This is a genomic window from Microcoleus sp. D2_18a_B4 (assembly GCF_036702475.1).
Classification (GTDB): Bacteria; Cyanobacteriota; Cyanobacteriia; order Cyanobacteriales; family Microcoleaceae; genus Microcoleus.
Map to the genome: position 1 here is coordinate 57,229 of NZ_JAUBTL010000007.1, position 12,893 is coordinate 70,121.

Sequence of the window (12,893 nt, forward strand, 5' to 3'; positions counted from 1 at the left end):
TCTTTGATATTACTTATTTGTGGGCGGTTCACTGTCAGCACCAGGGCTGAAAGTCAACCAGTCTGTTTGCGAGCGATCGGTCATACTTTCTTGCGGAGAATCATGGAGGACACCCTCCCAGTTAGTAACTAAAAATGCTTCTAACTTAGCTGTTTCCTCATCTGGCAATTGTGCAGTCTCAAACGGACGGTAGCCAGACCAAAAAACTAGCAGGCTAGCAGCAATCGCAGACGATAAAGCCCACTTATAAACAGAGGATATTTTTAACCTGTCATCAGACTTGGCTGAGGCACTTTCTCGCGTTTTTGTGCGGTGGGTTTCATGGAAAACACTCGCCTGATTACTTTCGATTGCTGCTAGAATTTTTTGCTCTAAATCTGGTACAGCTTCAGGAATATTGGGGCGATGTCGCTTCAAGAAATTAACTAACTCTTGGTCGCTGCTTGGGTTATTCATAGCTCGCTGACACCTTCTTTTTGCAAAAATTGCCGCACAGCATTTCGGGCATAAAACACGCGAGATTTAACGGTTCCCGCAGGCAGTCCCAAAATTTGGGCTACTTCTTTTTGCGGGATGTCTTCTAAGTCGTGCAGCACCAAAACGCTGCGGTGTTCAAAGCTCAATTGCTCCAGTCCCCGCTGCACTAAATCTTGATAGTGCAACTGCATCAAGTCTGATGTGTTATCTTTGAGAATAACTCGATCCATTGTTTCTTGATTTTTGAGTTGGGAGTCAAAAGAATGCTGTTTAGCAAATGCTTGTCTTTGGTCGGAAGCCACATTCCAAGTGATTCGATAAAGCCAAGTAGAAAAGTTTTCCTGGTGCTTGAGTTTGGGCAATCCTTTCCAGACTCGCAGGAATACTTCTTGTGCTAAATCGTCAAGAAGCGACGGGCCGCAGAGTTGATAAAGGGTTGACCTGACTTTGTGTTGGTAGCGTTGGTAAAGGTAGCGAAAGCAAGTGCGATCGCCCTTTAGAGACTCAGCAACTAAGTCCGAGTCGGAACAGTCATCGGTTAAAACATTGGCTGACACAGCTAACACCTGTGAAGTCTCCCCCACCAGTTCGTTATCTGAAGTGTTTAGACAGGGCGATCGCAAAAAAGGTTCAAAGGATTTAAAATTTTTTTTCGACGAGGCGGCAGGTAGGGAAACGGCACTCCCGTGTCCTGATTTTCCCTGTAATTAACGGGTTTCGAGATGTAAAGCCTGGGAACCCAAATCCAGAGTCCGAGCCTTGGTTGAGAAAATGGACGCTCTGACTCGCCCCAGAAGCGTTACTTTTACAAGTGATTTAGAAAAGCTATGTATAGCGGTTCTCAATTAAGTGATGTACAAGTTTAGATTGAATAATTGAATAATTGGGGAATTTACGAATCACTTAAAAAGTCCTCAATCCCCCAATTTAAAATCTAAATCTGTACATTATCTACCTGAGAAAAGCTATAGTAGACTTACCGCTTTTATCAACCTGAGAGTTTGAGGCGATCGCCTGCCTGCGATATTGCTCGATCCAGGATTGAATAGCCAATTTAAATTCAGCTTTTTGTGCGTCTTTAATTCCTTTTGGGTCGAAGCGATCGCAATAATGAATCTTAATCAACAATGCTAACTCTTCGAGACAATATAAGTCCGGTTTTTCTTTTTTCAACCTCTCGATCCAATTTTTAAAAGACTCGGAAGGAGGGCGAATCAATCCAGACTCATTTAACACCTGTTCGATTAAATAAAATTCCGATTTCGGACTCAAAGAATCTTTGTTAGAAATAGCTTTTAGCCAGCTTTGTTTCTTAGATAAAAGGCGTACATTTTTCTTAAAATTAGGATTACACCTCCAAAAAAATATTAATGCCAGCAGGATGACTCCCCCATACTTCAATCCATTGCTACCTGATAAATATCGCAACCCCAGCAAAATTTTGTAACTCAATAGCGACCATAAATCAGAGATAAATGCCCCTGGAGGAGCAGCAGCATCCTCCATGCTTTCCCAATCAGAAGGCGTAGCATCAAAAGCTTGCCATTTTCCCGCGATATAAGCCAAAGTCCAAGCATGAGCATGGCGACTTCTTACAATATATTGGTTTTCCAAAGAACTAAATTCGTGAACAGAATATCCAACAGCATAACGGGCTGGAATACCGAGTTTTCTCAGGAGAAGTGTCGCAGCAGTAGCAAAATATTCACAATGTCCAGAGCGAGTGTTCAGTAAAAATGTTGATAGAGGCGTAGCATCATTATCTTGGCCCCTAAGCTTCAGTGAATAAACGAAATTTTTTAGGAAAAACCACTCTATTTTATCTAATATTTGTGGTGGAGACTGGCCTTGAATATCCATTTGACTGAGGATTTTATTCAGTGCAGCCATTTCTGATTTTGGTATTTGCAGGTCTTCTTCTGTCGGCGGGCTATCTACAGAAAAATTATTATTAAAGTAGCTTCGATAAGCCAGCATATCAACTTTTCCCACCACTTTAATTGTGCCATATTTATTCTTTTCCATCTGACTGACAGGCAATGCGTCAATTTTAAAAGTTCCATCTGGCAGCTTTAATAAACCTTGGTTGCCTTGGAGTGTAGCCGAAATAGTAATCGTTGATGGATTTGGTAGTTGGTCGCCTAAATCCCAAGTTGTGCCATTAGTCTTTGGTTGTACGGGAACAAAGTTAGGATTTAAGGCGAGCCACAGTGAAGAGTTGTAGCGATTATAAGTGGCTTCTCTTAGCAGTCGGGGAGGAGTCTGTTTAGCTTCAGAAGCCACTCTAAAAATAATTTCATTTGACTGTTTTAATAATCCCATCGACCCGATGTTCGTTTGTTTTTTCAAAAAATCTGTTTCTTGAGAATTCCCATTACTAAGCCATGAGATTGCTTGCTGTTCTACTGCTAGGTGAAGTTGGTGCAGGCCCATCTGTCCTATAAATCCTATACTGCCAGCAATTAACATCAGACCCAGCCAGAGAATAGATGAAAATCTTTTCGTTCTCACAGACCACAAAGCAATAGCGGTTAATGCAAATATCCCAGCATAAAAAGATATCTCTCTACTATTCGTCGCACTAGCGGATAGCAGACAACAGATAAAATATGGATAATTTAGATTCACCATCAAGGGGTTAAGTGGTGCTTTTTTTGTGGCTTTGTTTAGCCACAAAAACATTAGGCGTATATCCAGACTTTCCTTGACAGAATATCCCTGAGCAGCTACCAGGGGAAAAAATACACCAGGAAGCCACTGCAACACATTATATATCAAGTAAATAGAGCGGTTGGCGACCAGGAGATAAACCAGCAAACAGCACAAAAAAATCAGGCAGAAATTAGCAATGCGCCTAAAATCACTAGCTGAAAAATCCCACCGATAAGGCAACCAGTTAGCTGCCTCTAAAATCACAGCAATTGGCAAAGCAAAAAACCATAGTCCCGTCTGCCAGCCCCAAAAAATTACACTAAAACCCAAAAGAAACACTGGCATTTTCATAATTTCATTAACTCCTCTTGTATTTGACCTAGCTTTAAAATATGGCAGCTTGTTAAGTCATCTTTAATCAACTCTAAATTTAAGCTATCTAATTGAGCGTCTCGCTCTGTTAAAATTAAAACTAAGGTATGGATACCGCGACTTCTCAGATAATTTACTAATCTTTTTCTAGGTTCGTCCCAGCACAAAAATATACAAATGCAACCGCTTAGCAGAGAGATTTTTTCCATTAAAACTGAGGTGAGCGAGTCAAAAAGTTTATCCTGACAGGCACCGACGGAGGCGAGAATTTCTAGCATTTTATCAGTCGAGTTCAGCCCTCTGCCAAAGGTAAAACAATAAGCTTCTTGAACGACGAACATCAAATCCAATAAGGATTCTTGAGTCTGAACTTCATAGGATAATGAAGCAGCAATTGAAATTGCCTCTTCTAAAATCTCACTATATTTTACACTTTGAAATGTATCCAAAATTAGGGCGTGCCTCACGAAAAATTCATCCTGTTCTTCTTTGACCATTGGCTTACCTGCTTTTGCCCAACTTTTCCAGTGAATTTTGCGTAGCGGATCTCCCGGTCGATAATCCCGCAGAGACCTAAATTCCTCGGAATCTCCTACGGATGAAGCTAATGTTACGCCACCTGATTGATATCTTCTTGAGCCAGGAAGCTGAATTGGTGGTAAATGATATAGTTTGGGTAAAATTAACATAGATTGGGGCAAGGAAATTGTTTTACAAGCATTCCAAATCCCAAAAGGATCTGACCTAGTAACTGTTAGACCACTGAGGCGGACAATACCTCTGCAGGACGGCGTAATTTCACCTACCACTTCTGTTTTGCTATTGGGTGGAAGAGGAGGCAATTCTATGATTTTAGCTGTGGCGCATTGTTTTCTATAAATCAGCCACAGCCAACGATAATAGCCGAAGTATTTATCCAATGAAGTGCGCTTTTCTTCACCGGGTTCAGGTGTTTCAATGAATTCTTGAAAGCTTGGGTATGTGTCGGAAAAATTTTCCCACAATTTTAAGCTATTTTGACTCTGGTTAGTTTTGTTATGAATAAGTATACGGTATTTTAAAGTGACTCCAACAGTGGCAAACTTTGGCAACAACCGTACTGCATTGAAGCGGAAGCGAAAAAACTTACTAAAAATTATGGCTATTCCTATAATTGACAACAGGAAAGTAAAAATTTGATAAGTCACAGTCTGATTAGTATCTAATCCTAAAATTCCCGCTAAAAGCGTGCAGCTAAGCACTGCTAACCCATTGTTGGTCAATCGCTTCTTTCGCGAGCGATTTACACGCGCACAGAAGCGAAAAATAGCGTAGAAAAAACGTTTCATTTTTTAGGCGGGAACAGGAATAGATTTGATAATTTCTTCAACAACACCAGGGGCCATTCTACCAGAAAAACGCGCTTGAGGTTCCATTACTAGGCGATGAGCGATGACTGATACCGCCTGTTCTTGAATATGTTCTGGCGTAACAAACTCATAGCCATCGAACAAAGCTAATGCTTGAGCAACTTTCATTAAAGCTATGGAAGCTCTGGGACTCGCTCCTAGTTGTACGCCTTCGGCCCAGCGAGTTGCATTCACGATATCTACGAGGTAACGTTTCAATTCTTCACTAATTCTAACTTGCTTTACCTGCTGTTTTAAGCTAATTATATCCTCTAAATTAACGCAGGTTTGAAGTGTATCAATAGGATGTTGATTAATTTGGTCTCCGAGCAGGTTAACTTCGTCTTCGGGCGAGATGTATCCTAGACTAAATTGAACTGCAAAGCGATCCATTTGGGCTTCAGGAAGTGGATAAGTGCCACGAGATTCTACGGGATTTTGAGTAGCAATAACAAAAAATGGGTCTTTAAGTTTGTGCAAATTTCCGTCAATGCTGACTTGAAATTCTGCCATTGCTTCTAGAAGGGCGGATTGGGTTCGCGGTGATGACCGATTGATTTCGTCAGCCAAGACAATATTAGCAAAAATAGGCCCTTCGTGGAAATGAAACGTGCGTTGATTGGGGTCGAGCATGGATATGCCCAAGATATCGGATGGCAAAAGATCAGGTGTAAATTGAATGCGTTTAAAGGTGACATCGACAGATAAGGCTAGGGCTTTAGCTAGGGTAGTTTTACCTGTACCGGGATAATCTTCTAGGAGGACGTGCCCGCCACTCACAAAGGCTGACAGCAATTTCCTGATTGCTGCTGATTGCCCTTTCACCACTTTTTGAATGTTGTTAGAAATCCTTTGATAAATTTCTCTGCCCGACTGAGCGTGATTTTCTGTAATTGCTTTATCCATTATTTATTGTGTTCGTAGCGTTCGGTTAATGTCCCGGTGATTGGCTTGTGCCGATAGATTTAACTATTTACAGCATTTTTCCAATAAGTATAAGTTTTTAAACCAATAATTTTTTGATTTTCATTATATATCTCATCCAAACACCTGAAAAGAGCCAAAGCATAATTCTTCAATCCCAACTCTGTCAAACTTGTGAGAATCCTAGTCAGCCGCAGGTAGTTGTGATTAAATTGTTCAATCCACTCTCTTTTTCTTGAGAAATATTCCTCGGATTTCGCAATTACAATTTCTGCGTTTTCCCCTTCGCGGCATTCCAACCCGTAAAATGCCAGCATGACAGTGAACGAATGGAGTAAGCGATTTCTCAACTCTTCACTTGTTCTAAAAGCTTGAATTACTTCATCATTTAAAGTAGGAGCACTGGAATTAAAGCGGCTCTTTTCTCTCAGCGGAAACAGCCATTGAATGTAATTGTGCACGGATTCCAGCTTCTGGTAATCCCACGACCAAATATCCTCGATCGCCCGACCTTGTGAATCAGGCTGTTGACCGAGATAGAATGCTAAAATTTTGTTTTGTTGGGTTGAATCACTCATTGATGAGCTGTTTTGTATCTAAATTGTATTTTTGGGCGGGCGGGACGCCCAACCCCTACTCCCCACAACCAGAAAATTAAATTTTTGTGTGGAACAGGCATCCTGCCTGTTCTTCAAAATAGTTTTCTTGAGTCGGTTTTAACTCATATGTTGCACCATTGTCAATTAGCCTTTTATGAACAGGCAAGATGCCTGTTCCACAAAGAGTAGATTTTCTTGTGGGGAGTAGGGGTTGGGCTTCTAGCCCGCCCAAAAAAGGATTATTGAGAATGGTGCAAAATCTCATTTTTAACCGACTTTAGCTATTAGCCAGGGGTTTAAACCCCTGGCTGCTTCCCAGGCTTTACCGCAGAGTCACAAACTCTTCAGCAGTCGATGGGTGAATGCCAATAGTCGCGTCGAAGTCTTTCTTCGTAGCTCCCATATTAACCGCGATCGCCATTCCTTGAATAATCTCGCCGGCGTCTTTCCCAACCATGTGCACGCCCAAAACTCTGTCAGTATTAGTCTCAACGATTAACTTGACAAAAGTTTTCTCATCTGCACCTGTCAAAGCGTGAAACATCGGCCGAAACTTGGCTGTGTAGCACTTAATTGAGTCGGGGAACTTTGCTCTAGCCTGCACTTCGTTTAAGCCGACTGTACCCGCTTCCGGCTGGGAGAATACCGCCGACGGCACATTTTCGTAATTGATTGCTCTGGGATTGTGGCCAAACTCAGTATCTGCAAAAGCGCGTCCTTCGGCGATCGCAATTGGCGTTAAATTGATGCGGTTGGTGCAATCTCCCACTGCAAAAATGTGCGGCTGACTGGTGCGGCTGTCTTTGGTAACTGCGATCGCACCTTTATCTGTTTCTACTCCCGCATTTTCTAAACCCAATTTGTCTAAATTAGGCTGACGCCCGGTAGCGCACAACAGCGCGTCTACTATTAGCGTTCCTTCGGATGTTCCCGACAAAGTTAATTTTAAGCCTTCTGGGGTTTTCTCAATGTGGTTGATTGAGCTTTCTGTCAAAATGTTTATGCCGTGCTTAATCATTCCTTCTTGCACGTTGGTGCGAATTTCTGTGTCAAATTCGTTCAAAATTAAGTCACGGCGGATGATTTGAGTTACTTGGCTTCCCAACCCGTTCATAATGCAAGCAAATTCGACGCCGATGTAGCCTCCTCCCCAAATTGCCAACCGTTTTGGCTGCTCTTTTAGGAGGAAGATTTCGCGAGAGGTAATAGCGTGTTCAATGCCGACAATTGGGACTCTTTGCGCTTCTCCGCCGACAGCAATTAAAATTTTGGCTGCGGTAAATTTTTTGTCACCAACTTCGACGGTGTGGGGGTCAATAAATTTCGCGTATCCTGAGATTAATTCGACTCCGGCTTTTTCGAGGAAGCTGATGTGCAGTTTGCTCAGCCGCCGCACTTCTGCGTCTACCGTGGTGACAAGTTTTTCCCAATCAAAGCTGCTTTCGACTGGACTCCAACCGTAGCCCACCGCATCTTCGTAAAGGTGCGAAAATGTTGAAGCGTACACCATGAGTTTTTTGGGGACACAGCCGCGAATTACGCAGGTTCCGCCTACTAAGTCATTTTCGGCGATCGCCACTTTTGCGCCGTAGGATGCTGCTCGCTTGGAACTCGCCAATCCGCCGGAACCCGCACCTATCACAAACAAGTCGTAGTCGTATGTCATAATTGTCTGTACCTTCTTATCGCCCACTTACCAATTTTACGCTTTACTTTTCTTAATGATATCTCAAAAAATTTTTGTTTTTTTTGGGGTCAACTACTTTACTTTTTGCGCTTGCCTTGGTATTATTTAATAATAGGAATCTGTGCGTTAATTTTAAAATCGCTCACACTCCCATTATTAGAGTATAGCACAAGCGATCGACAAGAAACATATAAAAATGTAACTATTTTCGAGCCGCCGCCAAGAATAAAAGAGCTAATTGTCGATCGCTCGTTATAGCCGAGTCGAACTCCCGTAAATCCCTGTAAAAAAGCGCAACTTTGATGCTATTCCCGATTTTTAAGGGGTAGTAGGGGGCAACAATCAGGCGGGATCGGGGCTAATCGCAGCGCAGCGATAGAAAACTGATACTACCTTAACCTATCGGGCCAATCACGGGAGATTACCCTACAGTTTTTGATAATTTCATAAATCCTTGATAATTGCTATATTATAAACATAAATTTATTATCGGGCTAGCTGTATGATTGATTGGCTGGGACTCTGGGGAGTGACGCAAGGAGTCGGCATTCTCGTCAAACCCATCTTAGAAGAGTTGGTAGTAGATGGCGCGAAGGAGTTTGCTAAAGATGTTTTTTATTCCGTGAAAAACGTTATTTTTGGCGAAAAAGACCCCCGACAAGTCGCAGCAGGCAAAGCAATCAAAAAGTTTTTGGAGTTGGTGGAACAGCAGTTGAAAAGTTGCAGACTTCCCCCCGATAAAATTAAGCTGTATATTAAAGATGGTAAACAGTTTATCAATAACAAGTCTGTTAAGGAAATTTTGGGCAAGGCTTTTGACAGCGATCGCAAATCTCTCGATGCAGAACTTCTCGAACAAACCTGGACTCAACTAAATTTAACTTCTTTACCAGCAAGATTTAAGTGGCAAAGCATCGCCAATCAGTATCTCGAAGCGGCTCAAGAAATTCTCTTTTACTCAAAAGACTTGCGCGATATCTTGAATGCTCAAAATCTGGATAGCATTCAGAAAAATACTCAAGAAACGGCGGGGATTATCCCCGATTTTGACTTGAGGCAATATCAAAAAGCTCTGTGCGAGCGTTACAGCAATCTCAATTTAAGCAGCGTCGATCCCAATACCTACGATTATCGGGAAAAACTGAAAGTTTGGCAAATCTTTATTTCCCAAGATGTGCGATCGATTTACGAATCATTTCTGCCCCAAGCTTACGAAATTCCTAAAGAACATCAACGTCGGCTGCAAGACAGCAATCAATTAGACGCGCTCGATCTAGAAAATTTAGAGAAATATCGGCGCGGTTATTTTTCTCAGCCGATCGTATCCGTGTTAGATGTTATCAATGACAAGCAAAAGTATCCCTACATTGTTATTTTAGGCGATCCGGGTTCTGGCAAGTCTATTCTGTTACAATATTTAGCATTAGAATGGGCGAGATCGCCCTTAAATAGCGTGACATCTCTGCCGATTCCGCTGCTAATAGAACTGCGGACTTACCTTCGCAACGGGGAATCAGGAGATTGCAAGAATTTCCTCGAATTTTTCCATCAAAGTCTGGGTTCAATTTGTCACTTGAATCAGCATCAATTGCAGGAACAGCTTAAAGCAGGCGACGCTGTGGTGATGTTCGACGGGTTAGATGAAATTTTCGATACAGGAAAACGAGAAGATGTAATTACGGCGATTCATCGGTTTACCAATGAGTATCCCGGCGTGCGAGTGATTGTCACGTCTCGGATTATTGGTTACAAACCTCAACGCTTGCAAGATGCAGGGTTTCATCACTTTATTTTCCAAGATTTGAATGCGGAACAAATTCAGGATTTTGTTCACCGCTGGCACGAATTAACTTTTACTGATGCTGTGGAAAAAGCGCGGATTAGTGAGCGCATGAAAAGAGCATTAGCGTATTCATCAACGATTCGAGATTTAGCGGGTAATCCGTTATTGTTGACGATTATGGCGATTTTAAATCGCGGGCAAGAATTGCCGAGAGACAGGGCGGAACTTTACAATCATGCTTCGCGGGTATTGCTTTATCAATGGGATGTGGAAAGGTCTTTAGTAGAGGATAGCAGGCTCGATCCGAAAACAATTGATGCTAAAGATAAGCAAGAAATGCTGCGTCGAGTCGCTTACGAAATGCAAGCAGCACCTGAAGGGTTGGCTGGCAATATTATTAGTGCGGAAGATTTGGAGAATACCCTGACAGCATATCTGAAGAATAAACATTTCGATCTACCGAAAGAGCGGGCAAAGTTGATAATTAACCAACTGCGAACTCGCAACTTTATTTTATGTTATTTGGGTGCGGATACTTATGGGTTTGTGCATCGAACTTTTTTGGAATATTTCTGTGCGTCGGAGGTTGTATATCGATTTGAAAAAACGCGCCAACTTTGTTTATATGAGTTGAAAACCGAAGTTTTTGGCAAGCACTGGGATGATGAATCTTGGCAGGAAGTTTTGTGCTTGATTGCGGGATTGATTGCTGGAAAGTTTACAGGGAAATTGATTGAGTTTTTGATGGAACAGGATGGGGTAGCCCAAAAGTTCAGCAATCTGTTTTTGGCGGCGAAGTGTGTGAATGAGGTGAGGGATAGAAAAGAGATTGCTTCGGTGGAGAGTCAATTGCTTGAACGCTTAAAAGAGTTAACCAAGTACAACTTCAAGTACCATTATAAGCGCGATGGAGACAAGGCACGTCTAGTGAAGGAAATTCGCACTCAAGCAGTAAGTGCGATCGCCTTTACTTGGAAAGATGACCCGGAAACCTTACCTTGGCTCAAACAACGCACTCAATCAGACCATAATTGGGATGTGGGATATGCAGCAGTCCAAGAATTAGCACGGGGGTGGAAAGATGACCCCGAAACCTTACCTTGGCTCAAACAACGCGCTCAATCTGACCATAATTCGGCTGTGCGACGTGCAGCAGTCCAAGAATTAGTACGGGGGTGGAAAGATGACCCGGAAACCTTACCTTGGCTCAAACAACGCGCTCAATCTGACCATAAATGGGATGTGCGACGTGTAGCAGTCCAAGAATTAGCACGGGGGTGGAAAGATGACCCCGAAACATTACATATCCTCAAAGAATGCGCTCAATCTGACGATAATTGGGATGTGCGCTCTTCAGCAGTCCTAGAATTAGCACGGGGGTGGAAAGATGACCCCAAAACCTTACCTTGGCTCAAACAACTGGCTCAATCAGGCCATAATTCGGTTGTGCGACGTGCAGCAGTCCAAAAATTAGCACGGGGGTGGAAAGATGACCCCAAAACCTTACCTTGGCTCAAACAACTGGCTCAATCAGACCGTAATTCGGTTGTGCGACGTGCAGCAGTCCAAGAATTAGCACGGGGGTGGAAAGATGACCCCGAAACCTTACCTATCCTCAAACAACGCGCTCAATATGACCATAATTCGGATGTGCGACGTGCAGCATTCCAAGAATTAGTACGGGGGTGGAAAGATGACCCCGAAACATTACCTATCCTCAAAGAATGCGCTCAATATGACCATAATTCGGATGTGCGACGTGCAGCATTTCAAGAATTAGTACGGGGGTGGAAAGATGACCCCGAAACATTACATATCCTCAGAGAATGCGCTCAATCAGATGATCCTCCAGGTGCACAACTCTCCCTGTTTTCATAGGAAAAGTTGACCGAATTAGATAATTTGTAATCTAAACAAAAAAAGTATTCACAAATTATGCTAGTTCAAAAATAGTATAATTAATATCAAATAGTTCTCGGAGACAACCACTATGCAAGTCACGATCGAAGAAATTATTTATCCATGCAGCGACGGTCAACCAATGGCAGATAGCACAATACAATACAAATTAATTGTCAAAATCAAAGAAGGTTGCGAATCGCTGTTTAAAAACGACCCAAACGTGTTTGTAGCAGCCGATTTACTGTGGTATCCAGTTGAAGGTAGACCAGACATTTCTCAAGCACCGGATGTCATGGTAATATTTGGTAGACCAAAGGGCGATCGACGTTCCTACCTGCAATTTAACGAAGATAATATTGCTCCCCAAGTTGCCTTTGAGATTCGCTCTCACAACGACAGACAAACCAAGATGTACAAAAAACTTTCATTTTACAATCGCTATGGAGTCGATGAATATTACCTTTACGATCCCGAAAACAACGATTTGAGCGGTTGGCAAAGAATTGAAGGAAACTTAGAATTAATTGAGCCGATGGAGGGCTGGGTAAGTCCGAGATTGGGAGTACGATTTGAGTTGGGCGAAGCTGGGTTAGAAATATATCGACCCGATGGACAAAGGTTTCTTTCCTATGCGGAATTGGAGGAACAGGGGGAATTAAACCGCCAGCGTGCCGAACAGGAAGCTCAAAGGGCCGAACAAGAAGCTCAAAGGGCCGAACGTTTGGCAGCAAAACTGCGCGAATTGAACATCGATCCTGAGAGCATTTAAGCGAAAAATTGTTTAATTTAGGGCTTACGCATCAAGACCACAGAAACCGGGTTTTTTATGGTTTATGGGCGCTGTAGCGAATGATTTTCGTCAAAAAACCCGGTTTCTCACTACCCTTGTGTAAGTTCCATAATTACAATTTGTCCCACTTGTTTAAAGTCGCGAAGCAATCTCCATTCTTCGGGATTGGTTCACTCCAATCCGGTGCATTTGCAATGACCGAAAGCATCCAGGATACAACCCCCCGGATTCATTCCTTCCCAGACTCAGGACCCAGAGATAAAAAACCTGTATCCGATGAAACTTGCCCCCCTAATTTATCCGTGGGGTCAATGATTCA

General features: G+C 42.6%; 9 protein-coding genes. 2 read left to right on the top strand and 7 right to left on the bottom strand.

Annotation, left to right across the window (positions count from 1 at the left end; translation table 11 throughout):
- Positions 1–9 precede the first annotated feature (9 nt).
- The 7 genes from QUB04_RS06320 to gor all read right to left on the bottom strand — a co-directional run bounded on the left by QUB04_RS06320 (position 10) and on the right by gor (position 8,078).
- On the bottom strand, positions 10–456 hold the full coding sequence (locus QUB04_RS06320; protein ID WP_333282322.1) for a hypothetical protein: 447 nt from the start codon (positions 454–456) through the stop codon (positions 10–12).
- Positions 453–1,043 carry a sigma-70 family RNA polymerase sigma factor gene (locus QUB04_RS06325; RefSeq protein ID WP_333282586.1) on the bottom strand — a complete coding sequence of 197 codons (591 nt, stop codon included), beginning with the start codon at positions 1,041–1,043 and terminating at the stop codon, positions 453–455. Before QUB04_RS06325 ends, QUB04_RS06320 begins: the two co-directional genes overlap by 4 nt.
- Positions 1,044–1,428: 385 nt before the next feature.
- Complete coding sequence (locus QUB04_RS06330) at positions 1,429–3,474, bottom strand: transglutaminase domain-containing protein (protein ID WP_333282325.1); 2,046 nt, start codon at positions 3,472–3,474, stop codon at positions 1,429–1,431.
- Positions 3,475–3,476: 2 nt separating this feature from the next.
- Entirely contained in the window at positions 3,477–4,688 is a 1,212-nt protein-coding gene (locus tag QUB04_RS06335; RefSeq protein ID WP_333282328.1) for a DUF58 domain-containing protein, read from the bottom strand.
- 144 nt (positions 4,689–4,832) lie between these two features.
- A complete protein-coding gene (locus QUB04_RS06340) occupies positions 4,833–5,795 on the bottom strand; it encodes a MoxR family ATPase (RefSeq protein ID WP_333282331.1) in 963 nt (320 codons plus the stop codon).
- A gap of 59 nt (positions 5,796–5,854) precedes the next feature.
- A complete protein-coding gene (locus QUB04_RS06345) occupies positions 5,855–6,391 on the bottom strand; it encodes an opioid growth factor receptor-related protein (RefSeq protein WP_333282334.1) in 537 nt (178 codons plus the stop codon).
- A gap of 343 nt (positions 6,392–6,734) precedes the next feature.
- Complete coding sequence (gor, locus tag QUB04_RS06350; RefSeq protein WP_333282337.1) at positions 6,735–8,078, bottom strand: glutathione-disulfide reductase; 1,344 nt, start codon at positions 8,076–8,078, stop codon at positions 6,735–6,737.
- Positions 8,079–8,601: 523 nt separating this feature from the next.
- On the opposite strand from gor, the gene QUB04_RS06355 reads away from it, so the two are divergent.
- Together QUB04_RS06355 and QUB04_RS06360 are read left to right on the top strand one after the other, a co-directional pair.
- The gene (locus QUB04_RS06355; RefSeq protein WP_333282340.1) at positions 8,602–11,760 is read left to right on the top strand and encodes a HEAT repeat domain-containing protein; all 3,159 of its coding nucleotides are present in this window, start codon (positions 8,602–8,604) and stop codon (positions 11,758–11,760) included.
- Positions 11,761–11,872: 112 nt separating this feature from the next.
- Complete coding sequence (locus tag QUB04_RS06360) at positions 11,873–12,553, top strand: Uma2 family endonuclease (protein ID WP_333282343.1); 681 nt, start codon at positions 11,873–11,875, stop codon at positions 12,551–12,553.
- Positions 12,554–12,893: the final 340 nt, after the last annotated feature.

Bases quoted from the DNA above. Each gene is read 5' to 3' on its own strand.
- QUB04_RS06320 (WP_333282322.1), bottom strand. From the start codon at position 456: ATGAATAACCCAAGCAGCGACCAAGAGTTAGTTAATTTCTTGAAGCGA.
- QUB04_RS06330 (WP_333282325.1), bottom strand. From the start codon at position 3,474: ATGCCAGTGTTTCTTTTGGGTTTTAGTGTAATTTTTTGGGGCTGGCAG.
- QUB04_RS06340 (WP_333282331.1), bottom strand. From the start codon at position 5,795: ATGGATAAAGCAATTACAGAAAATCACGCTCAGTCGGGCAGAGAAATT.
- QUB04_RS06345 (WP_333282334.1), bottom strand. From the start codon at position 6,391: ATGAGTGATTCAACCCAACAAAACAAAATTTTAGCATTCTATCTCGGT.
- gor (WP_333282337.1), bottom strand. From the start codon at position 8,078: ATGACATACGACTACGACTTGTTTGTGATAGGTGCGGGTTCCGGCGGA.
- QUB04_RS06355 (WP_333282340.1), top strand. From the start codon at position 8,602: ATGATTGATTGGCTGGGACTCTGGGGAGTGACGCAAGGAGTCGGCATT.
- QUB04_RS06360 (WP_333282343.1), top strand. From the start codon at position 11,873: ATGCAAGTCACGATCGAAGAAATTATTTATCCATGCAGCGACGGTCAA.